22 protein-coding genes are annotated in these 24,377 nt (G+C 69.8%); 10 read left to right on the top strand and 12 right to left on the bottom strand.

Annotated features, from left to right (window positions below; all coding sequences use genetic code 11):
- Position 1 precedes the first annotated feature (1 nt).
- The 3 genes from ACLJOK_RS07660 to ACLJOK_RS07670 all read right to left on the bottom strand — a co-directional run bounded on the left by ACLJOK_RS07660 (position 2) and on the right by ACLJOK_RS07670 (position 2,791).
- Complete coding sequence (locus ACLJOK_RS07660; RefSeq protein WP_410817162.1) at positions 2-748, bottom strand: metallophosphoesterase; 747 nt, start codon at positions 746-748, stop codon at positions 2-4.
- 88 nt (positions 749-836) lie between these two features.
- The gene (locus ACLJOK_RS07665) at positions 837-1,880 is read right to left on the bottom strand and encodes an SEC-C metal-binding domain-containing protein (protein ID WP_410817164.1); all 1,044 of its coding nucleotides are present in this window, start codon (positions 1,878-1,880) and stop codon (positions 837-839) included.
- A gap of 80 nt (positions 1,881-1,960) precedes the next feature.
- Positions 1,961-2,791 (bottom strand): NAD(P)H-binding protein, encoded by an 831-nt coding sequence (locus tag ACLJOK_RS07670; protein ID WP_410817166.1) that lies wholly within the window; start codon positions 2,789-2,791, stop codon positions 1,961-1,963.
- Between the two features lie 103 nt (positions 2,792-2,894).
- Here ACLJOK_RS07670 and ACLJOK_RS07675 point away from each other — a divergent pair, with 103 nt between their 5' ends.
- Positions 2,895-3,821 (top strand): AraC family transcriptional regulator, encoded by a 927-nt coding sequence (locus ACLJOK_RS07675; RefSeq protein WP_410817168.1) that lies wholly within the window; start codon positions 2,895-2,897, stop codon positions 3,819-3,821.
- Between the two features lie 134 nt (positions 3,822-3,955).
- Entirely contained in the window at positions 3,956-6,025 is a 2,070-nt protein-coding gene (locus tag ACLJOK_RS07680; protein WP_410817170.1) for a phosphocholine-specific phospholipase C, read from the top strand.
- 197 nt (positions 6,026-6,222) lie between these two features.
- Here the strand turns inward: ACLJOK_RS07680 and ACLJOK_RS07685 are convergent, their stop codons facing one another.
- The 3 genes from ACLJOK_RS07685 to ACLJOK_RS07695 form a co-directional block, all read right to left on the bottom strand.
- Positions 6,223-7,464: a HEAT repeat domain-containing protein gene (locus tag ACLJOK_RS07685; RefSeq protein WP_410817172.1), complete on the bottom strand. Its 1,242-nt coding sequence runs from the start codon at positions 7,462-7,464 to the stop codon at positions 6,223-6,225.
- Between the two features lie 45 nt (positions 7,465-7,509).
- A complete protein-coding gene (locus ACLJOK_RS07690; RefSeq protein ID WP_410817174.1) occupies positions 7,510-8,346 on the bottom strand; it encodes an aldo/keto reductase in 837 nt (278 codons plus the stop codon).
- A 62-nt stretch (positions 8,347-8,408) separates the two neighbouring features.
- Positions 8,409-9,944 carry a hypothetical protein gene (locus ACLJOK_RS07695; protein WP_410817175.1) on the bottom strand — a complete coding sequence of 512 codons (1,536 nt, stop codon included), beginning with the start codon at positions 9,942-9,944 and terminating at the stop codon, positions 8,409-8,411.
- A 12-nt stretch (positions 9,945-9,956) separates the two neighbouring features.
- On the opposite strand from ACLJOK_RS07695, the gene ACLJOK_RS07700 reads away from it, so the two are divergent.
- From ACLJOK_RS07700 to ACLJOK_RS07715, 4 genes are all read left to right on the top strand, one after another.
- The gene (locus ACLJOK_RS07700) at positions 9,957-10,328 is read left to right on the top strand and encodes a hypothetical protein (protein ID WP_410817177.1); all 372 of its coding nucleotides are present in this window, start codon (positions 9,957-9,959) and stop codon (positions 10,326-10,328) included.
- A gap of 386 nt (positions 10,329-10,714) precedes the next feature.
- Positions 10,715-12,223, top strand: a complete 1,509-nt coding sequence (locus ACLJOK_RS07705) for a hypothetical protein (RefSeq protein ID WP_410817178.1) — start codon at positions 10,715-10,717, stop codon at positions 12,221-12,223.
- The gene (locus ACLJOK_RS07710) at positions 12,220-14,706 is read left to right on the top strand and encodes a hypothetical protein (RefSeq protein ID WP_410817179.1); all 2,487 of its coding nucleotides are present in this window, start codon (positions 12,220-12,222) and stop codon (positions 14,704-14,706) included. The genes ACLJOK_RS07705 and ACLJOK_RS07710 overlap by 4 nt, the downstream gene beginning before the upstream one ends.
- A 29-nt stretch (positions 14,707-14,735) precedes the next feature.
- Positions 14,736-15,419: a hypothetical protein gene (locus ACLJOK_RS07715; RefSeq protein WP_410817181.1), complete on the top strand. Its 684-nt coding sequence runs from the start codon at positions 14,736-14,738 to the stop codon at positions 15,417-15,419.
- A gap of 118 nt (positions 15,420-15,537) precedes the next feature.
- Here ACLJOK_RS07715 and ACLJOK_RS07720 read toward each other — a convergent pair whose 3' ends face one another.
- Genes ACLJOK_RS07720 through ACLJOK_RS07735 form a run of 4 tightly spaced genes read right to left on the bottom strand, consistent with a single transcriptional unit; the run spans position 15,538 to position 17,756 of the window.
- Complete coding sequence (locus tag ACLJOK_RS07720; protein ID WP_357566941.1) at positions 15,538-15,762, bottom strand: hypothetical protein; 225 nt, start codon at positions 15,760-15,762, stop codon at positions 15,538-15,540.
- Positions 15,759-17,054, bottom strand: a complete 1,296-nt coding sequence (locus ACLJOK_RS07725; protein WP_410817182.1) for a WXG100 family type VII secretion target — start codon at positions 17,052-17,054, stop codon at positions 15,759-15,761. Before ACLJOK_RS07725 ends, ACLJOK_RS07720 begins: the two co-directional genes overlap by 4 nt.
- Entirely contained in the window at positions 17,051-17,371 is a 321-nt protein-coding gene (locus ACLJOK_RS07730; protein ID WP_410817184.1) for a type VII secretion target, read from the bottom strand. Before ACLJOK_RS07730 ends, ACLJOK_RS07725 begins: the two co-directional genes overlap by 4 nt.
- Positions 17,358-17,756, bottom strand: a complete 399-nt coding sequence (locus tag ACLJOK_RS07735) for a YbaB/EbfC family DNA-binding protein (RefSeq protein ID WP_410817186.1) — start codon at positions 17,754-17,756, stop codon at positions 17,358-17,360. Before ACLJOK_RS07735 ends, ACLJOK_RS07730 begins: the two co-directional genes overlap by 14 nt.
- 369 nt (positions 17,757-18,125) lie before the next feature.
- On the opposite strand from ACLJOK_RS07735, the gene ACLJOK_RS07740 reads away from it, so the two are divergent.
- The gene (locus ACLJOK_RS07740) at positions 18,126-19,070 is read left to right on the top strand and encodes a TAXI family TRAP transporter solute-binding subunit (RefSeq protein ID WP_410817187.1); all 945 of its coding nucleotides are present in this window, start codon (positions 18,126-18,128) and stop codon (positions 19,068-19,070) included.
- A 23-nt stretch (positions 19,071-19,093) separates the two neighbouring features.
- Here ACLJOK_RS07740 and ACLJOK_RS07745 read toward each other — a convergent pair whose 3' ends face one another.
- Entirely contained in the window at positions 19,094-20,509 is a 1,416-nt protein-coding gene (locus tag ACLJOK_RS07745; protein WP_410817188.1) for an ATP-binding protein, read from the bottom strand.
- 6 nt (positions 20,510-20,515) lie between these two features.
- Complete coding sequence (locus ACLJOK_RS07750) at positions 20,516-21,199, bottom strand: response regulator transcription factor (protein WP_410817190.1); 684 nt, start codon at positions 21,197-21,199, stop codon at positions 20,516-20,518.
- Between the two features lie 145 nt (positions 21,200-21,344).
- Here ACLJOK_RS07750 and ACLJOK_RS07755 point away from each other — a divergent pair, with 145 nt between their 5' ends.
- Genes ACLJOK_RS07755 through ACLJOK_RS07765 form a run of 3 tightly spaced genes read left to right on the top strand, consistent with a single transcriptional unit; the run spans position 21,345 to position 24,356 of the window.
- Positions 21,345-22,367 carry a tripartite tricarboxylate transporter substrate-binding protein gene (locus tag ACLJOK_RS07755; RefSeq protein WP_410817191.1) on the top strand — a complete coding sequence of 341 codons (1,023 nt, stop codon included), beginning with the start codon at positions 21,345-21,347 and terminating at the stop codon, positions 22,365-22,367.
- 1 nt (position 22,368) lies between these two features.
- A complete protein-coding gene (locus tag ACLJOK_RS07760) occupies positions 22,369-22,830 on the top strand; it encodes a tripartite tricarboxylate transporter TctB family protein (RefSeq protein WP_410817193.1) in 462 nt (153 codons plus the stop codon).
- Between the two features lie 20 nt (positions 22,831-22,850).
- The gene (locus ACLJOK_RS07765) at positions 22,851-24,356 is read left to right on the top strand and encodes a tripartite tricarboxylate transporter permease (protein ID WP_410817195.1); all 1,506 of its coding nucleotides are present in this window, start codon (positions 22,851-22,853) and stop codon (positions 24,354-24,356) included.
- Positions 24,357-24,377: the final 21 nt, after the last annotated feature.

Raw genomic sequence — 24,377 nt, forward strand, 5'->3', positions numbered from 1 at the left:
CTCAGACCACCACCCGGTAGTGGGTGGTGAGCAGCCCGGCGTCGTCGTACACGTGGAACGCGACGCCGGGCGGCTGGGTCTGGGTGGTCAACGGGCCGTCGCCCTCCCAGGGCATCCGCAGTGTGGAGACCACACCAGGGGCGATCCGCAGTGGACGACCCGCGAAGGTGCTCGCGGCGGCGGTGTGGAAATGCCCGGTCAGCACAGCCACGACCTGCGGATGGGCGGCGACGAGTTCGGCCAGGGGATCGGCCGGCAGAAGCCGCATCGGGTCGATGACCGGGTGGTGCAGCACCACCGGCGGATGATGCAGGGCGATGAACGTCGGCGTCTCGGCCGGCACCGAACCCAGCTCGTCGGCGAGCCAGGCCATCGTCTCCTCGTCCAGGTGACCGTCGTCCGCGCCGGGCACGGAGGAGTCGGCGAGGAGGAAAACCGCCCCGGCCACGTCGTGGCGGGCGTTGATCGGCCCGGTGCCGCCGCCGTCGTCACCGAGCAGACCCTTGCGGTACGCGTCGCGCACATCGTGGTTGCCCGGACAGACCATGACCGGCAGCGGGGAGTCGAAGAGCTTCGCGGCGGTCTCGTACTCGGCCACCTCGCCGTGGTCGGCGATGTCCCCGGTGATCAGGATCGCGTCGACAGGTCGTGGCAGGCCGTGCAGGTAGTCCATGACCCGGGCGGTCCGCTCGGCCGACCGGGGATGGCTGTCGAGGTGGGTGTCACTGAGATGCGCGATGACCAGCACGAGGTCGCTCCTAACGGCTATTGACGTCAAAGCCGCTAGGGACGCTACTCCGTGTCAGGTCGGCCGCCCCAGCGCGAACCCGCCACGGTCAGCGACGGGAGCGCGGTAGGCAGTCCTTCTTGTACTTGAGGCCCGAACCACACCAGCAGGCGTCGTTGCGCTCCGGCGGCCAGGCGATCCGTGCGCTGGGCCGCGCCGACACCTCAGCCGCGTAGCCGGCCCGGACCGCCACGTCGGCCGGATCGCCGCCACGTCGACCGGCGAACGCGGTCAACCCGGCCACTGTCGCACCGAACAGGCCCAACCCCGCCTGACCGGCACCCCGCAGCCGAACCAACTCCGTCTCCAACCGACCCCGGTGCGCGTCCCAGTCCGGCCCGTACACCTCCGTGAGGGTGGGATGCTCGGTGAGCAGGCGATCGAACTCGGCCCGCGGCCAGAAGAGTAGATCCGACTCGGCGTCCCGACGCTCCCCGGCCCGACGCACGAGCTGGGTCTCCAACCGGTCCGCCAGGTCGTCCTGCCGGTCGTGCGGCAGGTTCAGATTCCGGCGTACCCGATGCCGTTGTTGCAACAGGAAGAAGGCGACACCGGGCGCCTCCGGCGGACCGAGATCGACCACCGGGTCGATAGCGGTGCTGGCCGGCCCGGCCGCGGCGGTCGCGCGCTCGTTGAGCACTGTGTCGACCGCCTCGCTCAGCCACGTCTCGGCGATCGACGAACGCCCACCGGCGTCCAGCGCGGCACTGACGTAGGCGGGGGCGTCGGGCTGCACCAGCAGCAACGGGCGTAACGCGGTCAACTCCGCCATCGCCTCGTCGTCGCGCTCACCGGCCCGGAACAGCGCGCGGGCCCGCAGCGCACGGGCGAACCCGGCCCGGGGGTCATCGCCGGACGGGTACGCCGCCAGGGCCTGCTCCGCGTAGCGCAGCGCGGCCTCGGGCCTGGCCCGGGTCTCGGCGATCTCGGCGGCCAGCGTCAGCGCGTCCCCGGCGTCGTCCGGGTCCTCCAGCCGGCCCTGCTCGGCGGCCTCCGCGAGGTCGGCGGCGACACCGAGCGGATCGGCAGTCCCGAGCGCCGAGCGGCGAAGTTCGGCGAGGTCGGCCTTGGTGAGTATCTCTCTCGTCGGCACGATCTCACGGTACGTCGGGGTACTCACGGTATGCGGGCAGATCACCTGTTACGCCGCTCTCATGCCGCCCGGCGGGCTCACTACGACCAGGCGCCGGCCGCCGCAGCCTGGGCGGCGTAGCAGTCGAAGTCGAGCGGGTCCCGTCCGAGAACCCGCCGTACCCCGTCGGTCGGTTCGGCGAGATGGCCCGCCCGCATCCCGGCAAAGAGGGCGTTCAGCGCCGTGGCCGTCTCCGCCGGATAACCCTCGGCGAGCAGTTCGGCGTGGTACTGCTCCGGGGTGAGCTCCACGTAGCGGATCGAACGGCCGGTCACCCGGACGATCGTCGCCACCGCCGCGGCGAAGGTGAGCGCACGTGGACCGGACAGGTCGTACACCTGTTCGTGGTGACCGGGCGACGTCAACAGCGTCGCGGCCACGTCGGCGACGTCCTGGGCGTCGACGAACGGCTCCGGCGTGGCGCCCATCGGCAGGGCCAGCCGACCGTCGAGCAGTGGTTGGCGAAACAGGTCCTCGCTGAAGTTCTGACTGAAGTTGTTCGGCCGGATGATCGTCCACTCGATGCCGGATTTCCGCACCGCCTCCTCGGCGGCGACCATGCCGGGGGAGAAGTCACCGACCTGGTCGATCCCCCGGCCGGAGAGCGCCACGATCCGGCCGACACCCGAGTCGACCGCCTGGGTCACGAAGTCGGTGGCCAGCGCCGGGTCCTCCGGGGCCAGCAGGTAGACCGCAGAGGCGCCCGCCAGTGCCGGGCGCCAGGTGTCCCGCCGCGACCAGTTGAACCGCACCTCACCGGAGCGAGAGGCGGCCCGGGCGCGCTGACCCGCCGCCCGCAGCGTCTGGACCAGCCGACGACCGGTCTTGCCGGTCCCGGCCATCACGAGTATCGAAGGTGCGTCAGTCGTCATGACCACGAGTCAACGCGCCCGGCCGAGGGCGGGACATGTCCTGTCGTACCCCAGGCATGTCCGATCGTCCGCGGTCCATCCTCCGCGATCTATCGTCGGTGACATGGACCCGTTCGACAATCTGCTGCGCGGTTTGCACGCCGACGGCGCGGCCTTCGGCCGGTCGGTGCTGACGCCACCGTCGGCGCTGCGGTTCACCGACGGCGCCCCGCTGACGCTCTGTGTCCCGATGCGGGGCGAGGGCTGGATCTCCCACCCGGAGAGCGACAAGCCACGCCTGGTCCGGGTCGGCGAGGCGGCCACCGTGCGCGGGCCGGCGCCGTTCGTCTTCTCCGCCGAGCCCCGGTCGAGCTTCGAGCCCGGGGAACTGCGGGACGTCCGGCGTGGCCAAACCGGGAGGGTCGACCCGGTCGGCGCGGACCACACCGAGCACCTCGTGCTGCTGGTCGGGGTGTACCACGTCCGGGGTCGGGTGCCGCAGCGGCTGCTGGGCGCGCTCCCGCCGGTGCTCGTCGTGCCGGAAGACCAGGACTGCGCCGCGCTGCGCGACTACCTGGACGCCCAGCTCGACGCCGGTCGGCCCGGACGACAGGTCGTGCTGGACCGCCTCCTGGACTGGTTGCTGGTGTGCACGGTGCGAGACTGGTTCGACCAGCCGGAGGCCGAGGCACCCGGCTGGTACCGGGCGCTGAGCGACGACACTGTCGGCCCGGTGCTGCGCGCCATGCACGACACGCCAGGCCGTCAGTGGACCCTGGCCAGCCTGGCCGCGCAGGCCGGAGTCTCCCGATCCACACTGGCCAAACGGTTCACCGCGCTGGTGGGCGAACCACCGCTCACCTACCTGACCGACTGGCGCATGACAGTGGCCGCCGACATGCTGGCCGAATCGACAGCGACGGTCGCCGCCGTGGCGCGGCACCTCGGGTACGCGGACGCCTTCGGCTTCAGCGCGGCCTTCAAACGGGTGCACGGCATGAGCCCGAGCGGGCATCGACGGCTCACCCGGGCCGACACAACGGCGGCCTGAGCGGCTGCTCTTTCAGGCCCAGAGCCGGTCGACGAGTGGTCGCAAAACCAACTAACTACTGTCATCTGCCGTCAACCCGTCGTCGGTAGCGTCAGGTCGCCAGTTTCCCGACCAGGTCGCACAAAGGCGGAGTTATGGGCACTGTGGATCGCCGCACGTTCCTCAAGGCGATGGGAGTTCCCGCGATCGGCGCGGCGCTCCCGTTGGACCTCAGCAAGGCGCTCGCCATTCCGGCGAACAACCGGACCGGCTCGATCAAGGACGTCGAGCACGTCATCATTCTGATGCAGGAGAACCGCTCCTTCGACCACTACTTCGGCACCATGCGGGGCGTACGCGGCTTCGGTGACCCCCATCCGGCGACACTGCCGTCCGGCAAGGACGTGTGGCACCAGCCCAACGGGACCGACGAGCTGCTGCCCTTCCGCCCCGAGGTGAAGGATCTCGGCCAGACCTTCCTCCCGGACCCGCCGCACGGCTGGAACGACGGGCACGCCGCCTGGAACGACGGCCGGTTCGACAAGTGGGTGCCGAACAAGGGCGTCACGGCGATGACCTACCACACCCGCCAGGACCTGCCGTACCACTACGCGCTCGCCGACGCCTTCACCGTCTGCGACAGCTACCACTGCTCGCTGATGGGCCCGACCGACCCGAACCGCTACCACATGTGGAGCGGCTGGGTCGGCAACGACGGCAAGGGCGGCGGCCCGGTCATCACCAACGCCGAGGCCGGCTACGACTGGTCCACGTACCCGGAGCGGCTGGAGCGCAACGGCATCTCCTGGAAGATCTACCAGGACGTCGGCACCGGCCTGAACGCCGCCGGGTCCTGGGGCTGGACGAACGACCCGTACATCGGCAACTACGGCGACAACTCGCTGCTCTACTTCCACCAGTACCAGAACGCGCAGCCCGGAACGCCGCTGGCCGACAGGGCCAAGACCGGCACCGAGGTCAGGACCCAGGGCCGCGACCCGGAGGCGCTGCTGGCCGACTTCCGCGCCGACGTGGAGGCGGGACGCCTGCCGGAGGTCTCCTGGATCACCGCGCCCGAGGCGTACACCGAGCACCCGAACTGGGAGCCGGCGTACGGCTCCTGGTACATCTCCCAGGTCATCGACATCCTCGCCTCGAACCCCGAGGTGTGGAGCAAGATGGCGCTCTTCATCACCTACGACGAGGAGGGCGGCTTCTTCGACCACGTGGTCCCGCCGACGCCCCCGCAGACCCGCGAGCACGGGCAGTCGACGGTGCCGACCACCAACGAGATCTTCCCCGGCGACGCCGACCACCCGGCCGGGCCGTACGGTCTCGGCATCCGGGTGCCGATGGTCATCGTCTCGCCGTGGACGCGCGGCGGCTACGTGAACTCGCAGGTCTTCGACCACACCTCACTGATCAAGTTCCTGGAGGCGCGGTTCGGGCACGGCCGGCCGGACCTGATCGAGAAGAACATCACCCCGTGGCGGCGGGCCGTCGTCGGCGACCTGACCACAGCCTTCGACTTCCGGCACCCGAACCGCTCGCGCGAGGTCAGGTTGCCCGACACCGACGACTTCAAGCCCGAGGATCTGGTCCGGCACCCCGACGAGGTGCCGGTCCCGCCGGCGGACCAGCGGCTGCCGAAGCAGGAGCACGGGGTACGTCCGGCGCGGCCGATCCCGTACACCCTGCACGCCGACGGGCACCTCGGCGACGACTCGTTCCGGATCGACTTTCGCAACTCCGGTGGGGTCGCCGCGGTCTTCCAGGTCCGCCAGGCCGGCAGCGCGGACGCCCCGCGCAGCTACACCGTCGAGCCGGGCAAGCACCTGACCGACACCTGGCCGGTCACCTCCGGGTACGACCTGTCGGTGCACGGGCCGAACGGGTTCTTCCGCCGATTCACCGACGGTCGATCCCACCTCGACGTCACCCCCTCATACGACGAGCGCGACTACAAGCTGGCCCTCACGCTGAAGAACCGCCTGTCGAAGCGGGTCGAGGTGACCATCCGGGACGGGTACAACGCCCGACCGGTCAAGCTGTCGCTGCGCCCCGGCGAGACCGAGCGCGCCACGTGGGCGCTCGCCCGCACCCACGGCTGGTACGACCTGACGGTCCACGTCGCCGGTGACGCCGACTTCGCGTACCGCTGCGCGGGTCATGTGGAGAACGGCAAGGACAGCATCAGCGACCCGGCCCTCGGCGGGTTGGTCTAAGCGACGTCGCGTCGCCCGGGCCGCCGGCGGCCCGGGCGACGCGGGTCGGCGCCGCGATCGGTGGCACATGTGCGGATGAGCGTGATGACTCATGGCCATATTGATGCCGCACAGTCATCATGCTCGTCAGGGCACTCGCACGCCGGCTCGGTCAGAACTCCTCGCACACCGCTGCCCCGGTGGACGGTGCCGGCCGATCACGGCACGCGCCCGAGGTACGTCAGCATCGCCTCGCGGCCTCTCGGCAGGCCGTAATATCCGACAAGCATGGTCACGTTGTCGAACTCCTGCCCGTCGATCAGCCACGGCTCGGTCGACCGGCCCAACACCTCGGCGAGTCGTCGCTGCCGGGGCAGCAACGCCGCTACCGGCGTCCCTGCCGCCGCCGGACCATCCGGGAACGCGAGGCGCAGTGCCACACCCAACACCGTCACCGATTGCTCGCCGCCGACGGTGGGCAGCCGGTCGAGCAGCGCTTCGAAGCCACGGTCCTCGTGCTGCGGGCCGAGCTGCCGCAGGGCGAGCGCTGTGTAGCGGCCGCGATCACCGTCGAGGAACGGCACCCACTCGTCCTCGACCGGCCCGGTGCCGGCGTCGTCGGGTAGCGCTGACACCCAGTTCAACAGCTCCTCGACCGTCGCCTGGTCGGCCACCGTGCCGAGGACGCGGGCCCGACCGATCGCGGCCGCCCAACGAACAACCGGGCGCGGATCGGCCAACCAGCTGACGTCTGGCGCGGCACCCAGCAGCCCCGAGGCCACCAACATGGTGGCCAGCTCGCCGAGGGTCGACTCGACGCCCGGCTCCTGAACGGCGTCGACCGCGCCGGCCAGCGCGGAAACACTGCCGTCGGCCTCCTCCGGAAACCAGGCGAGGGCGTACGCCGCGACCCTCCGCACGCTTGGATCGGAATGCGTCAGCACTGTGCGAAACAGCGGAACCCCGGCGCGCACCGCATCGTAGGTCGCCAACTCGACGTACGCCCACAGCCGACCCCGCTCCGCCGCGGACAGCGACTCGGCGTACGTGTACTCGACGTACTCCTTCTGCGACTCGTCCGTGCCGGTCCACGGTGGCGGCTTCGCGGCGAGCAACTCCCGTCCGCCCTCGGCGGCCCGGCGGTACTCGGCCACCGGAAAGCCCTCCGGCAGGAAACGCCCGCCGTACCCGACGGCCAGGGCGCTCAGCAGCCCGAGTACCGCCGCCGGGTCCGGGGTGGCCGGATCGGCGAGCAGTTCCAACAGGAACGGCACCGCGTACGCGCTCGCCTCGAACCGGTTGCCCTGGTGGAAGACATTCGTGTAGAGGTCGAGCAGGGCCTCGCCCCGGGTGGTCGGATCAGGCGAGAGCAGCGCGCGCAGTTGGCCGGGTACGTCGTCGGCCGCCCCGTAGGCGTGGCTCAGCCGCGCCCAGTCGATGTCGTCAAGTCCGTCGAGCACGCCCCATGCTTTCCCATCCCGCCGACAGTCAGCGGGTCGGGTCCGTCAGAACTCCTCGTACACCGCCGGGTCCTGGTCCGCGAGCCGCCCGTCCGGGCGGCCCAGCGCGGTGATGGCCTCGACCTGCGCATCGGTGAGCTTGATGCCGAAGACGTCCAGGTTCTCGGCCTGCCGCTGCGGAGAAGCGGCCTTGGGCAGCGGAATCACCTGACGGGCCACGTGCCAGGCGAGGATGGCCTGCGCCGGGCTGACGCCGTGCGCGGTCGCGATCTCCACGACCACGGGGTGCTCCTGCAGGTCGTTGCCACGGCCGAGCGGGCTCCAACCCTGCACCAGGATGCCGTGCTCCCGGTGGTAGTCGAGCGCCTCCTGCTGCGGAAAGTACGGGTGCACCTCGATCTGGTTGACCACAGGGGCGACCCCGGTCTCGGCCACCAGTCGCTCAATGTGCTCGGGCAGGAAGTTCGAGAGCCCGATGTGCCGAACCAGCCCACGCTCACGCGCCTCGATCAGCGCCCGCCACGCCTGCACGTACAGGTCGACCTTCGGGTTCGGCCAGTGGATCAGGTACAGGTCGACCCGGTCCAGACCGGTGCGGAACACACTCTCCTCGATGGTGGTCAGCGCCTCGTCGTAGCGGTGGTGCCGCCCCGGCAACTTCGAGGTGACGACCAGCTCGTCCCGCACCTCACCGACCGAACGGGCCGCCCGACCGACAGCGCCCTCGTTCTCGTAGTTCACCGCCGAGTCGATCAACCGGTAACCCGCCCGGATCGCCTGACCGATCGCGTCGACACCCGCCGAGCCGTTCAGCCGGTACGTGCCGAGCCCGATCGCCGGCAGAGTGGTGCCGTCGGCTGCCGTCAAGTGGGGAATCGTCATGATTGGGACCCTACCCGTACGAGTTGCGCGCCGACGGAGGCTCGTTGCTGAACGCCTTGCGGTTACCGGGTGAGCGCCCGCGTCGTCGAGGACTCGCCGCTCAGCAGCGGGTCGGTACGCCGCTCGGATTCGGGTAGATCCATCGCTGCGGCCAGGAGATTGGCGAGCCGGCGGGTGTCGTCCAACCCCTGCCCCTTGGCGGCCCAGTCGTCGAAAGTGAGCTTGATGTTCTCGTCCGTGGTGATGATGTCCAGAACCGGGCCTCGCTTGTCGCGTTCGCGGAACCGCACGTAGCGAACGTCCGCGAGTAGGAACTCGCGCTCGATCACGCCTTGTTTGCGAATCGCGCTCTGTGTGGAGATGAACAGACGTGCGGGTGTGATGCCGAGGTACGCATCCTCGCCGACGAGGCGGTCAAGATTGACGTCGGCGATGGTCAGCAAGGGTTCCTCGCCAGGTAGGACCCACCGGAGGATTCGCAGCACGTCATCTGGCACAGCCTCAGCGAATACTGTGAGAGGCGGATCCAGCGGAGCGGGTTGCGTGTGAACGCGGTTGCGAAGGGTCGTCACCCGCTCGGCCAACGCCTCGGCCATGGCAACGGTGTCGCGGATGTTCTGACGCTTCGTGGTGAACGGCAGGCTCCACTCGGCCGGAAGTTCGGCCATCAAACGGCACTGACGTTCAAGGCCAGCGAGGAGATCGCCCACGTCGTCCATGGCTCGGGTGTGTTCGCGCTGAGTCTCGGCGACCAACTCGGCCAGGAGCCGTTCGTTCTCGGCGGCATTCGCCTCGTCGCGGCTGATGTGACCAGCGCGCAACACCTGAGAGCGGTACCAGGACCACTCCGCCATGAGCATGCCGTGCGCGTCGGCAAGGATCTGGTCGACGTTCTGCTGAACGTAGGCGCGACGGCTCTGTCCGTCGGTGGCGAGCGCCGTGATGTGCCTGCGGACGAGGGACATGAACAGGTGCCGTTGCTTGCGCAGATCGGCATCCCTGGTCGCAATTGAGGCGAAGACGTGGTCGTTGACGCTGCCGACCGCTTGGGCCTCACGCACGGCACGCATTGTCGTCTCGTGCAGGCCGATCAGCGTCGCCCACTGATCCTCGTGCAGGGCCCGAAGGACGTCACGGGTGAGTTGGATGTTCTCGTCGATACGACGTGAGATCGACGCCAGCTGTACCTGCAGCGCCAGGAGCGCGGCGGCCGGCCCGAGAGCGGTGAGTATGGATGCGGCCTGTGCCCCCGTCACCGGTGCCCAGCGTACGGAAGCGGCGATCTTTCCCTTGCTCGTGACGAGGGAACCCAGGTTCCAGCCGCCCGACGTCATCGGCTGCGACGTGTTGAGCGCCTTCAACGTCTCGGGCGCCAAACGCACCAGCCCCTGCACTGTGGTCGCACCCTGTGCGCCCTGCGCCGCGAGATTGCCGATGCCCGAGGCCATCGCGAGCTTGTCGGTCAGGCCCTGGTTTGCTTGAGGGCTCATCATTTCGAAGGGGATCACGTCGAGGCCGACGGGCGGCTCGTCCCCGAAGAGCACGGCCAACCCCGGCTCGATCTCGACGAGGCTGACCACCGGTCCATCGAGCGCCATCCCACATCCTCCATGATCGACAGCGGGAGCATCACAGTACGTGTCAAGCAGGTCACCCCGGCTCAACCGGAGCGGCACCTCATTCCGCGTTCTGTCCACACGCGAGTGACTGAAAAGGTCGAACGCGTGGTGCGGGCGCGGCGGGTCGTATCCAGGCTGGCAGGACAAGGCGATATCCCTCTTGTTGAGTCATCTGTTGGGGGTCAACTCGCGGTGCTCGGCGGTTGCGTGGCTGCCGAACCGCGGCAGCTGGACCTACTGGATCGCATCTGCGCCGGTCGGCTGATCTCTGTGGCAGACCTGGCGGCCGGCGGCGTCCTGCCGGTACAGGGCGCCGCCAAGCTCACCACGGTTGACGAAGGGCGTATCCCGAGGTTGTTCTGACGGCTTCCCGTCGATGCGCCGTCGACCGCTTGGGACACGTCAACAGGCGTAGCGGTGCTGGCGAAGCAGCCGCCGGGCCCTCTCCGAATCGGGACTCTCACCGATCCAGCCCTTCGTCGTGGGTGACGTCGAAGCCGCTCCGGCGCAGCTTCGCCAACAGCGCGCCCGCCTGTGCCGACCCATCGGAATCGAGGATGTCGCCGCAGCGCGCCTTGGTGATTCGCTGCCTGCTCGGCGCTGATCACCAGGGCCCCAGCAACCGCCGCCTGCGCCGCTGACAACACAAGCATGTCGGCTATCCGTCACTTCGCTGGCCGCGTCGTGTCAGTCTGCTTCCGTAGCGCGATGGACCTTGTCGACCAGCCGAGAAACCTAAGGAAGCGCTGGTGACCGCGATGCAGGGTCCGGCGTGGACGCTCAAACCCGACACTCCGGAGGACACCGGCCGCCAGCCGCTCGCCGTCGAGACTGTGATCGGCACGCACGCCGCAGGGCTGATTCCCGGCGTCATCACCACCACCCCCCACGCCCGTTACCTAGCCCTGCACGCCCGTCTCGCGATCGAGGCGCGGCGGCGGGGCTGGACCGACAAGGCGGACCTGGGACAGTTCCGCGCGCTGGTTCGCCGCGCTGAGGTCGTGCTGGGCGCGGTGTCCGTTACGCACGGCGAGAGCGGCGACGACCACCACCTACGGGCGGGATCCTTCGGGTCACACGGCGTGAACACGATTCGGCCCGAACTGGACCGGCAGCGTGCCGTCGATGTCGGTCGAGTGGCCGACGCGTATAGCCGAGTACCTGGCGGCTACCTGCAGACGTACGCCGGGATTGAGACGGTGCTCGGTCTCACCGATGGGGGACGGATTCCCCTGCCCGGGCCGGCGGCCGACGCCGACCAGCTCGCTGCCCTCGACGAGGTGCTGAGCGTGTCAGAACGGGAGAAGCCGCTCTCCGTGGCGGACCTCGGTGCCCTGCGTCACCTGTGCGTGTGCGCCATCGGCGACGCCCCCGACGGCACGTGCGTGCGGAACGCCTACTTCGTCGACCGCGGCCATCTCGATTACGCCAGAACCCATCGGCGCAGCGCCGCGCTGTTGGTGGGGGCGCTCACCGGCGAGCATGTCGAGGCGGAGTCGATCGACATGTCCATGGACCGGTGGTGCTGCTTCCGGCCGGGGCTGCTGGAGTTGGTGGGCGAGGACCTGCACCCTCATGCCCTCGTTTGGCGTGGTGCGCTGCTGCGCAACTGGTCGGTCTGGGCGTGGCGGCTGATCTGGGCGCGGTTGGTGTCGCCGTTGTCCAGCACCGGCACCCTTGAGCAGGCGATCGCCGAGTTCGTCCGCGCTCTTCCGGACGCAACCGTCCGCGAGGCGCTCGTCGACGGCCTCCCTCCAGTGATCGACCACGCCGGCACCCCGCTGCCGGTCGAGCACGACTTGTACGACGACGCGCTCGACGCTGACGACTGGACGGTGCTTGGCATGCTGCGGCTGCTCGCCGTCGGCGCCCGACGGCTGGACCATCTTGACCCGGTGACCCGGGACGCCTTCGTCGGCACGTTTTCCGACGACCTGGGCCCCGGCTACGTCGTCGCGTGGCTCGAGCGCGACGCCGAACGCCCGCTGGCCGATGCCGTCTCCGACCTCGCTGCCGCGCTGTTCCATCGCGCCGAATCGGTGAGCCGGCAGAAGATGCAGTGGACCCGGTACGGCCTGCGCTTGCCCACCCGCCTGCGCCGCGTCGGCGACCGGTGGCGCCTGGAAGGCCGGGAAGGCCGGGGGGCGGTCTCCCTCCGGCTGCCGACCTTCACCAACGTCATGCAGCAACTGGGTGTGGTTGCGCACGACGGCGGCACCTGGCGTCCCGGCCGGCACGCCACGGAGGTGACGTCGTGACGCCGTGGGAGGACCTGCGGGGAGCCGCCCCGCCGGCGCTGCTGCGCGGTCGGCCGCTCGCCGACGCCGAAGAGGTTCTTGTCCTCACGTACACCTGTGACCTGTCCTTCTTCGAGGACGTCTGCCTGCGGGAGGCGCAGGCCGTCCGCGCCCGCACCACCATCCTGTACGACGCCGAACAGCTCACCCAGGGGCCCCGCCGGGCCGATTACCTGGCCCTGCCGGTCGTCTGCAAGGGAGGCGGGGCCTTCCACCCTAAGCTCGTCGTGATCGCCTCCGAGACGGACGCCGTGGTTGCGATCGGGTCCGGCAATGCCACTCCGTCTGGCTGGCACCACAACGCCGAGGTCTGGACGCTGCTGCGCGGCGCAGGCCAGACGGTGCCGCAGCTGTTCCATGACCTCGCTGCCTGGCTGCGTCGACTGCCCACCGCGGTCTGGGTGGAGAACCTCGGTCGGGAACGCCTCGACCGGGTCGCGGCGCTGCTCACCGCCCGTCCAGCGGGGCAGGCGCCCGGCCAGCCGGTGCTGGTGACGACGGCGGTACGGCCGATCATCGAGCAGCTTCCGGTGCCGAAGACGCACGTCACGTCGCTCGCGGTCGCCGCCCCGTTCTTCGACCCGCGGGCGGAGGCGCTACGCCGGCTGCTCGACCGCTTCGGACCCGACGAACTGCACCTCCTGCTCACCCGGGACGTCCAGTGCGACCCAGACGCGCTCGCCCAAGTGGTCAAACGCGCGCCGACAGGGGTGGTCGCCACCCCGAAGGGCAACCGCTACCACCACGCGAAGATCGTGGAGTGGAGAACGGCCGACCAGTCGTGGGCGCTGACCGGCAGCGCAAACTGCAGCATGGCCGCCCTGGTCAGGACCATGGCCACGGGTGGCAACTGCGAGCTCGGCCTGCTCACCGAGACGGCCCCGTTGATCGACACCGGAGCCGCCCACGAGGTAGACCTGGCGCAGCCGGCGATTCTGCACGTACGGGAACCCGGCGAACGCGTCCCGTCGGAGGCGCCCCTGCGCGTGCTCGGGGTCCGGGTCGACGCCGAGTGGGTGGAGGCCACCGTTCTCGCCGACGCGGAGCTGGGCCCAGCATGGCTCATGGTCGACGGGCTGCGGCTCGACCACCACCACAGCGACGGCAAACTCCACCGCTACGTCGGTGTCCCGGCTGCCGACTGGTCCCTCGTATCCGGTGGGCGAGCGACCGTGAACGTAGAGACGGACATGGGCGTCGAAGTCCGCGACGTGGTGGTGACCGACGTGACTGCCGCGCTGTCGCGCATCGACCGCCCGTCCCCGCTGGAACACACGTCGCTGCCGCTCGTCATCGCCGACCAGGCGCACCTGGCCGCGCTCGTCGAGGCGCTCGCCTATCTGGCCTCGGTCCGCCCGGACGGCATCGCCACCCCGCCCGGCATCAACCGGCGGCGCCAGGTGGAAGGTCGCATCACCGCGGCCGTCGGGCCGGCGCTGCTGCGTTTTACCCTCGGCTTGGACGGCCGGAGCCGGTCGACGCCAGCCGACGAAGAGATCTTCGACGACGCGGACGAGGACAACGGCGCTTCGCCCCGGGTCGGGCAGGAGGAGCTGAGAACGACGGCGGAGAGGCCGCCGGCCCGGGCGGAGACTGTCGCGACGGTGCTGGACGCGCTCACGCCGGGCCAGCGCACCCGACTACGACGTGAGATCGAAGGACTGGTCGACGCGTCGGAGGGATGGTCGCTACCGGCGAAGCTGGCCGTCAGCCGACTGGTGCTGACCTTGGTCGCCGGCGGGCTCTGGCTGGATCCGAGCGACTGGTCCGACCTTCTCTACTGGGTCGTGCTGCAACTGTGGATGACCGACCAGGAGGAGTGCCTGGACGACGAGCACGCGGCCCTCGCCACCATCGGGCTCGTGGCACTGCATAGCGGGCTTCACCGCCGGATTGAGTCGGACAGCGAACTCGTCGAGCAGTTCGAGGAGCTACGGAAGGCGTATGTGGAGTGGACCGAATGGCTCGCGGCGGTGCCGGTGGAGACGGTCCGCCGGTACGCGGCTGGCCTGGGCGGACACACCTTCGGCCTGCTGTTCGGGCAGACCGACTTCGTGGCCGAGCTCGGCTGGATCCTGGGACGCTCGGCGTTACACGACGCGGTGGACCGGCTCACTGGTGCCTGGCTCGACAGTGGTTCCGTCGTCCGCGTCACCGGCGGCCGGACCACCCGTCAAGCCGTCCTCTCCGCCCTCGACGCCCTGCGCGACTTCCCCGACGTGCAGGTGGCGTCGGAGGGTGAGCCGGCGGTGCACGGCTGGTGGAACGGGCGACGTCTGCTGCTGGTCAGCCGGACGGGTGCCACGTGGCGGGCCGAGACCTGGTCGAACCTGATGACCGGTATCGCCGCCTACTCGCGCGGCGCGCCGTTGCGCCCGTCTGACCGGCGCTGGACGGCGTCCGGGCCGGACGACGCCTTCGGAAGTCAAACGACCAGCCCATGAGCGAGCCGGACGAAGGGAACCAGACTTCGATGAGGGGCCTCACGATCGCGGAGCGGGTCATGCAGGAGTTGCTGCGTACCAGGACGCCGCTCGACGACGACGAACTCGCCCGACGGCTCGACGTGCAACCGCGGCAGACCATCAACCAGGTGTGCCGCCGGTTGGAGCAGAGCCGTCGGATATGCAGATACGTCGGGCCCACCGGCAAGATTGTGAACGAACTCCCGAGGGAGGGCGGTACGGCGGCCCCGATCGTGCGGCAGGAGACCCGGCCGGCACCGGCCGCCGGCGACAGCGCGGTGCAACGGCACGCCGAGAGCGTGATGCTCGGGTTGCTCGGCGTCCGGTTGCGCTGCGCACTCAGCCCTCGGCGATTCGTGCTGGAGGATGGGTCCCGGGTCGAGGTCGACGGGGCGGACGAGAACCTGACCGTCCTCGTCGAGGCGTGGGCGCACCAGGGGCCGCCGAAGTCCGCGCAGAAGCACAAGGTGCTCGGCGACGCGTTCCGACTGATGTTCGTGGCGTCGTCGCTACCGACCTCGCCGCGCCTGGTGCTCTGCCTCTCCGACCCGGAGGCCGCCCACCATTTCACGACCGCGCGCTCCTGGGCTGCCGCGGCACTACGCGGGTTCGGGCTGGAAGTCGAGGTGGTCGAGCTGCCAACGGAGGTGAGGTCAGAGATCCTCGCTGCTCAGCAGCGTCAGTACCGTTGAGCTCTGGGCATCGGACTTCGCGCGCTCAGGGGAGCCTTCGCCGAATAGGTCGCGTCCACCACTTCCTTGAACAACGCTTGACGTGGACACCGACGGGAGCTGGGCAGCCCGACCGGGTTCAGCTTGCGAAGAGCATTCTCGTCGGGAACTCACCGCTGGACCGCCAAGCCTTCACGATCTTTGCCGTTATCGCACCTGCCGCCGAGTTGAAATCACCATCTTCGACACTGGCATCGAGGGTGCGTGGATCGATTGTCAGGATCCGGTCGAACTTGTCATCCAGCCCGAACTCGTATCGGACCTCACCCCCTGTTGCTTCCACGCGCCGGGCGGTCACCATCATTCCCATGTTCTAGCCCCAACGCTCGAGTAGTCCTCATAGGTCGGCCCTGGTACGGACGTCTCCCAGTCGGACACCTGGTTGGCGGCAAGATGTGCTTCCCGGTATGCCGCCTGGGGATGTTCCCGGTAGTAGCGCAATTCCGCCAATTCGTGCTCCAGTAGTGCGTAATCCTCGGGCAACGGACTGCCTCGCCGCAAGCGTAACCATGCTTCAGCCATGGGTGGGCTCGGATCGTATCGTTGATGGATCATCCCGCCCGCGTAGTCATCCATCGGGTGCTCGTCAAAGAAGATGTGTCGGCGGATCTGCTCGATCTCCTCCTGCGAGAACCCTCGGGATCCGTCGAGACGGGGGGCGTCCGTGACATGGCGAGCGATGACGTCGGCATCGGCCCGTTGACGGATCGTCTCGTACGCCTCCTCCGCCCAATGATCCTGTCGTCCGTAGTCCGCCAGATTGCGAGGCCGAGTGGTATGGCCGCCATGGACCCACCGTGCCCCATCAGTTGCGCTGCCCGGGCCCGCATCCGGCGCGTTCCGAATGCGTCCCAGCGCCTGCTTGAGCTTCTCGATGAGGTCGCCGAGCCGGCGCATCTCCGGGATCAGCCGCCGCAGGCTGGCCAGCAGCCCCCGCAGCAGCCGCGCGATCCGCGCCCCCCACGACGCGACCAAGGTCGTCACCTGCTCCACGACCAGCGGCGCGGCCAGTCCGCCGGTGATGAGGAGTTCGCCCGCGTACACGATGATGCGGGACACGCAGGTGGCGATGGCGTCGCGGACCAGGAGCCGGACGGCGGCCACCAGTCCGGCGGCGCCTTCGGTGATGGCGGCCATGGTGTCGGCGCCCTGGGCGAGGCCGGTGATGGCCTGTTGCTGTTCGTTGGCCCAGGCGCGGTAGGCGGGCCCGGCGCTGCCGCCCCAGCCGGCGACGTCCGCGCGGACGGCGCGAGCCAGTTCGGCGGCTTCGTCGCGGAGTGAGCCGGCGACGTTGCGCCAGGTCTGGGCGTGTGCGGTGATCTGCGCGGGGTCGCCGGCGAGCCAGTCCAGCGCTTCGCTGAGCGGCTTGACGTGTTCGATGAGCCAGGCGATCCCGTACTGGAGCAGGGCGCCGACCGGGTCGGAGACGAGGGCGAGGGCGTCCAGGCTCGCGCTCACGACGCCGAGGCTGCCGTCGATCCAACTGCCGGTGCGGACGCCCTGCGCGATGAGTTCGATGTCCTCGCAGATCCACACGCCCGCCCATGCGCTGGGCGGGGTGTCCGCAGCGGCGGCGACGAGTGGGTTCGACGTCACCTGTGCTGCCGCACGCTATCGAGCAGGTGTTTGGCGTGGGCGTCGGAGTTTCGGTAGCGGTCCGCGCCGACCCGCAGCTTGCCGGCGGTGTCCCGTACCGATCCGGCGGCGGCGCCGATGCCCTCGACCAGGGTCCGCTGAAGGCCGTCGAGCAGCACGGGCATCATCGCGCAGAGCTGACCGTAGGCGTCGGCGCCCAGCCGGACGTGCTGGCCTGCCTGCTGGGCGGTGTCGAGGCTGCTGGCACAGCGGTCGAGGCGTGCGGCGTGGGCGGTCAGGTCGTCCGGGTCGACCTGGATGCCGTCACCGGCGGGCATCGTTTGATCCCTGGTCGGGGAGAAGCCGGCTGCGGTACGAGTCGATGATGGCCTGGGCGCTGGCGTCGTCGCCAAATGACCCCGCGACTGCGTCGCTGACCTGTCGGAGCAGGTCGGCGCGCGCGGCAGCGGTGGTCTCCAGGATCTGCCGAGCGGTGTGCGCCGCGGGTTGTTGCCGGATGCGCTCGTCGAGCCGTAGGTCGATCAGCAGGCCAGTCGAGTCGACGGTGACGTCGACAGTCCGATCAGCGCTGCGGGCGGTGCCGGTCAGATGCCGCATCGTCGCCGACAGGGTCCTGGCTCGTGCCGCCCGCTCGGCGAGCGACGATTCCCACTCGTCGAGCCGGCGTCCGGCCGCGTCGAGCGCAGCGTCGTCCGCCCACATGCCGACCCTCCCCAGGGGACACTGCCGGCGGCAACCGGCGACATCACCGGCACGCTACCAACCGGTGGCGCTGCGTGCATGCCCACGGGGTGAATGCCAAGGACGTTGTGCTAGGCGGAGCGGGCGGTTCGTCAACCCGCGCGGCCTCGCCGATGATGGAGTTGTGGTGGGCAACAAAGCGCTCGTTACGCGGCTAAACCGGGCACCACAACTCCATGATCGACCGAGTCAGGCCGCGATCTTGCACTTACTGTCGCGGCACATGACGCAGAATCCCGCATCCCGACGACCGAAACTGCAAGATCGGCACGGCGCGCGCGGCTCGGCGCACTGGGGGGCGCCGTGGGCATCCATCCGTATCATTTCGGCATGATGCTGTTCAGTCGGCGGGCGGTGTTGCTGGCTGGCAGTGGGCTGCTCGTCGGCTGTTCACCGCAGCCTGAGGCGGATTCGGTCCAGTTGCGACTGGCTACCGGGCCGGCGGGGGCGGTCTACCGGCGGATCGGCGGTGCGCTGGCCGAGCACATCTCCGAGCAGGTGCCGGGTGTCACGGTGACCACCGTGCCGAGCGGGGCGTCCACCGATAACATCCGGATGCTGCGGGCCGGGGAGGTGCACCTGGGGCTGACCAGCCTGGATGCGCTGATCACCAGCGACGGAAGCGCGCCCGGGGGGCTGTCGGCGATCTGCCGGCTCTACGACAGCCATTTGCATCTCGTGGTCATGGCCGGTTCGGCGATCGGCGAGTTTCGGGATCTTGAAGGCAAGCGGGTTTCTCTCGGGGCGCACGACTCGGGCACCGAGTTCACGTCGTTGCGGGTCCTGAAGCTCGGCCCACTCAAAGCCGACGGCTGGAACCTCAGCCAGGCCGGTTCGGCGGGGGCGTTGCGCGACGGCACTATCGACGCGATGTTCTCGCTGACCGGCGTCCCGACGCCCGCCATCACCGAGTTGGCGCAGCGGCACCCGATCCGGTTGATCCCGTTGGACGCGCAGGCGGACGGGCTCTTCACGGCGTACCCGGGCCCCTACGCCCCGGCGATGATCCACGCGGCTGCCTATGCCGGGGTTCCGGCCACCCGCACGGTCGCCGTACCGAATGTGCTGTTGGCGCGCGACGACCTGCCTGACGATCTTGTCTACTCCATCACCGACACGGTCTTCCGGCACACGGGCGCGATCACCTCTGCTGGCCGTGACGACGCCGAGGCCCTTCCGGAGGCGTGGCAGATCAACGTGCGTACCGGGATCTCCACCGCGTCGGTCCCGCTCCACCCGGGTGCGGCGGCCTGGTTCCGCGACCGCAAACGCTGACCCGGCCACAGGGAACGGGGTTGTCAGGCCGGCGTCGGAGCGGGCGCGACCGGTAACACCACCACTGCGGCGAGCCCGTGCCCGGAGCCGTCCGGACGCGGCAGGCCCTCCTCCAGCCGTAGTTCACCGCCGGCCGCTCCGATGAGGTCGGCGCAGATCGCCAGGCCCAGGCCGGTCCCGGACACGTTCTGGTGCCGAGGTGACCGCCAGAACCGTTGCAACGCCTGGGCCCGCTCGGGCACGTCGATGCCCTGGCCGTCGTCGCGGACGGCAACCGTCACCACGGCGCCAACGCCCGCACCAGCAGTCACCTCCACGGCCTGCGCGTCGGACAGGCGTAACGCGTTGCTGATCAGCTCGTCGAGGATGCTGCCCAGGCCGCCCGGTGGCTCGAGCAACCGCAACCCCGGGGGTACGTCGACCGCCAGTGTCTGCCCGGCCGTGGCGGTCAGGGCCCGCCACCGGTCCACCCGGGTCGCCAGCACCTCGTCGAGGTCCACCGGCGACGCGGTCCGCAGGCTCTCCATCCGTGCGCTGGCCTGGAGCGAGTTCAGCATTCGCTGCATCGCCTTCAGTTCGTCGACGGCGACGTCGTACACCTGCTGCCCGTCGCCCTCGGGCCGCAGGTGTGGTGCGAGGCTCTCCACCGCGAGCCTCAGGCTGGTCAACGGGTTGCGTAACTGGTGTGACGCGTCGGAGACGAAGGCGCGCTGTCGCTGGGCGGCGTTCTCGACGGCGTCCATCATGGTGTTGAACGACCGCGCCAGTCGACGCAGCTCGATCGGGCCGGCCTCGGCGTCGGCGCGGATGGTCAGGTCGCCCTCGGAGATCCGTGAGGTCGCCGCGTCGAGTTTGCGTACCGGCCGTAGCACCCACGCCGACACCGGCCAGGCGACGGCCGTCAGCGCGAGCAACGGCAGCAGCCCGAGGCCGGCCAGCCGGGCCCAGCGTACGAGGATGAGCTCGCGCGTCCGGGACAGGTCGGAGATGGTCACGACGGCGCCGACGACTTCGCTGTCCCGGCCGACCGGTTCCGCCACGACGAGTGCGGAGTCGTCCCACGGCGCCCACTCCCAGGACGGTTCGGACCGGGCACCGGCAAGCGCGGCGGTGACGATCCGGGGCAACGCCGCTTCGGCGCGGGCCGCCTTCTGGTACGCGTCGGCCGGTCCGAGCAGCACCGCGCCCGACGTGTCGATCAGCGCGACCGGGATGCCGTAGAGCTCGTGGTAGCGCGTCAGCTCCTGCTGCAACGCCTCGGTACGGCCGGTCGACAGCGCGGTTTCGGCCAGCGAGGCGAACCGGCCGACGTCGTTGAGCCGGTTGACGTACGTCTCCTGCATCTCCCGTTCGGCCACCGTGATGCTGAGCGGCACCCCGAGGGCCGCGACGAGCAGCACCGCGAGAGGGACCAGGACGACGAGCAGCCGGCGGTGCACGGCCTGTCAGCCGATCAGCTCCGGCTGGTCGGCCAGCAGCCGATAGCCGACGCCGTGGACGGTGCGGATGACCACGTCCGGCCCGAGCTTGTGCCGCAGCGCCGCGATGTGGGTGTCCAGGGTGCGGCTCGACGACTCCCAGGACGCGCCCCAGATCTGGTCGAGGATGACGTCGCGGCTGACCACGTTGGGCGCCCGCCGGGCCAGGAGCAGCAGCAGTTCGAACTCCTTGCGGGTCAATGGCACGAGTGCGCCGTCGACGGTGACCTCGCGGGTGCCGACGCCGATCCGCATCGGGCCGAGGGCGAGCGGCTCGTCGGTCTGGCCGAGGGCGCGAGCGGCCCGGGTGCGCCGCAGGACGGCGTCGATCCGGGCGAGCAGCTCGGGGATGCCGAAGGGTTTGACGATGTAGTCGTCGGCGCCGGCGCGCAGGCCGCGGACCCGCTCGTGCTCCTCGGATCGCGCGGTCACCGCGATCACGGCGGTCTGCGGGTGGTCGCGCAACTTGCGGATCACGTCGAGCCCGTCGCCGTCGGGGAGACCCAGGTCGACGAGGACCACGTCGGACGGGGCGGCGCGCTCGGCCTCCGCGGCGGTGGCGACGCGGTGAACCTCGAAGCCCGCCTGGGTCAGGACGGTCACCAGACCCCGCGCCACGCGGTCGTCATCCTCGATGACGGTTATCCGCATACCGGCGAATTGTACGGGCCGGATCGGTGCTCGTGCCGGCCCGGGTTCTTGGGATTTTTCTGACACCATCCGTGCCCCGACCAGCCCAGACTGGGGGCCACTGACGTGCCGAGGGATGTCCATGCGTTGATGGGGAGGTCGCCGTATGCCAACGACCAGCAGATACCGGGCCACCGCGCGGATGATCGCCGCGATCGGTGTCGTCTCGCTCGCCGCCGCCTGTTCCGGCAACGGAGGCGCCGCCGGCGGAGGGGACGCCGCGAATTACCCGGACGAGAACATCACGATCGTCGTGCCGTTCAGCGCGGGCGGCCCGACGGACACGGTCACCCGCATGATCGCCGGACCGATGGCCGCGAAGCTCGGCGGCAAGATCGTCGTCCAGAACGTCGAGGGTGCCGGCGGCACTGTCGGTGCCGGCGACGTCGCGCGGGCCAAGCCGGACGGCTACACGGTGCTCATGCACCACATCGGCATGTCGACGGCGCCCGCCCTCTACAAGAGCCTGGGCTACAAGCCCCTGGAGGACTTCGAGACGGTCGGCCTCGTCACCGAGGTGCCGATGACGATCGTCGCCCGCAAGGACTTCGCGCCCGCGACCCTCCAGGACCTGGTGACCCACGTGAAGGCGAACGCCAACAAGGTCACGCTGGCCAACGCCGGCATCGGCGCCGCGTCGCACCTGTGCGGTCTGCTGTTCCAGAGCACCACAGGTGTGAAGCTCCAGGAGGTCCCGTACCAGGGCACCGGTCCCGCGCTGACCGACCTCGTCGGCGGCCAGGTCGACTTCATGTGCGACCAGACGACAAACACCAGCGGCCAGATCGCCGCGGGGAAGGTGAAGGCGTACGCGGTCACCACCCCCGAGCGGGTGAAGAGCCTTCCCGACCTGCCCACCACCACCGAGGCCGGGCTGCCGCAGCTGAAGGTCAGCGTGTGGCACGGTCTCTACGTTCCGGCCGACACCCCACCGGAGATCGTCCAGAAGCTGTCCGAGGCGTTGAAGGTGGCACTGGCCGACCAGGGGGTCATCGACCAGATGGCCAAGCTCGGCACCGCGCCGGTCCCGGCCCAGGATGCGACCCCGGACGCGCACCGGGCGAAGCTCGACGAGCAGCTCGGCACCTGGGCGAAGATCATTGCCGACTCCGGGGTGAAGGTCTCCTGAGGTGGAGCGCCGTCGGTCGTTCCCGGACGTCCTCGCCGGGGGGATCTTCGTCCTGATCGGTGGCGCATTCGTGGTGGGGGCGCTCGGCTACGAGCTGGGCACCCCGACCCGGATGGGCCCGGGCGCCTTCCCGCTGCTGGTCGGCGCGGCAGTGGTCGCCCTGGGCCTGGCGATCGCCGGCAAGGGCCTCATCGCCGGTGAGGTGATCTCGTTCGGGCCGATGCCGTGGCGGGCGATCGCCGTCATCGTGCTCGCGGTCCTGTTCTTCGGGTTCACCATCCGACGCCTCGGGTTCGTACCGACCACAGCGGTGACCGCACTGCTCACCACACTGGCCAGCGCCCGCGTACGGCTGCTCACGGCGGTGGCCGTGGCCGCCGGGCTGACAGTGGCCAGCACGCTCATCTTCGTCGTCGGACTTCAGCTGCGGATCCCGCTGTGGGGCCCCTGGCTGGGGTTCTGACGCGGCATCCGGATTGAGGCATGGAACTCCTCGACAACCTCGCGCTGGGCTTCTCGACGGCCCTGCTGGTCCAGAACGTCCTCTACTGCTTCGTGGGAGTGCTGCTCGGGACCGCTGTCGGCGTGCTGCCCGGCATCGGGCCCACGGCGACGGTGGCGATGCTGCTGCCGATCACGTTCAGCTTCGAGCCGGTCACCGCGCTGATCATGCTGGCCGGCATCTACTACGGGGCACAGTACGGCGGCTCGACGACCGCCATCCTGATCAACCTGCCCGGTGAGTCGTCCGCGGCGGTCACCGCACTGGACGGGCACGAGATGGCCCGCCAGGGCCGCGCCGGCCCCGCCCTGGCGGCCGCGGCGATCGGGTCCTTCGTCGCGGGTACTGTCGCCACCGTGGCGCTGGCCGCCGCGGCCCCGCCCCTGGCCAGCGTCGCGTTGAAGTTCGGCCCGGCCGACTACTTCTCACTCGTGCTGTTCGGCCTGATCGTGTCGATCGCGCTGGCGCGGGGCACGGCGCTCAAGGCACTGGCGATGATCGCGCTCGGCGTGCTGCTCGGCACTGTCGGCCAGGACATCTACACCGGAACGCCCCGCTTCGTGTTCGAGCAGCGCGAGCTGTACGGGGGCATCGACTTCGTGTCGGTCGCCGTGGGCCTGTTCGGGGTGGCCGAGATCCTGCGCAACCTGGAGAACGAGCAGACCCGTACGGCGATCGTCAGCAAGGTCACCAACCTCTGGCCGACCCGTGAGGACCGGCGTCGGATCGTCGCCCCGATCCTGCGGGGCACCGGTCTCGGCGCCGCGCTCGGTGTGCTGCCCGGCGGCGGCCACGTGCTGGCCTCGTTCACCTCGTACGCCGTCGAGAAGCGCATCTCGAAGCGACCGGAGGAGTTCGGGCGGGGCGCGATCGAGGGTGTCGCAGGCCCCGAGTCGGCGAACAACGCCGCCGCGCAGACGTCGTTCATCCCGCTACTCACCCTGGGCCTGCCCGCCCACCCGGTGATGGCGCTGATGATCGGCGCGTTCATCGTCCACGGCATCACCCCGGGCCCGAACGTCATCAACGAAGAGCCGGCGCTGTTCTGGGGCCTGATCGCGTCGATGTGGATCGGCAACGTGCTCCTGCTGCTGCTGAACCTGCCGCTGATCGGCCTCTGGGTGCGCATGCTGCGTATCCCGTACCAGGTGCTCTTCCCGATGATCATCCTGTTCGCCGCGATCGGCACCTACTCACTGAACTCCAACGCGTACGACGTCTACGCGATCGCGTTCTTCGGGATCCTGGGCTACATCCTGATCAAGTGCGGCTGCGAGCCGGCGCCCCTGCTGCTCGGCTTCGTCCTCGGCCCGCTGCTGGAGGAGAACCTGCGCCGCGCGCTCATCATCTCCCGCGGCGACACGTCGGTCTTCCTGACCCGACCGATCTCCGCGGCGCTGCTGGCCCTGGCCGTCGTCGCGCTCGTCGTCGCCGTGCTGCCGACGATCCGCCGGCGCCGCGCTGTCGTCTTCGCTGAGGAGGAGTAGCAATCCGATCCACGTGACGGT

Source organism: Micromonospora sp. 050-3, assembly GCF_046549335.1.
Taxonomy (GTDB): Bacteria; Actinomycetota; Actinomycetes; order Mycobacteriales; family Micromonosporaceae; genus Micromonospora; species Micromonospora trifolii.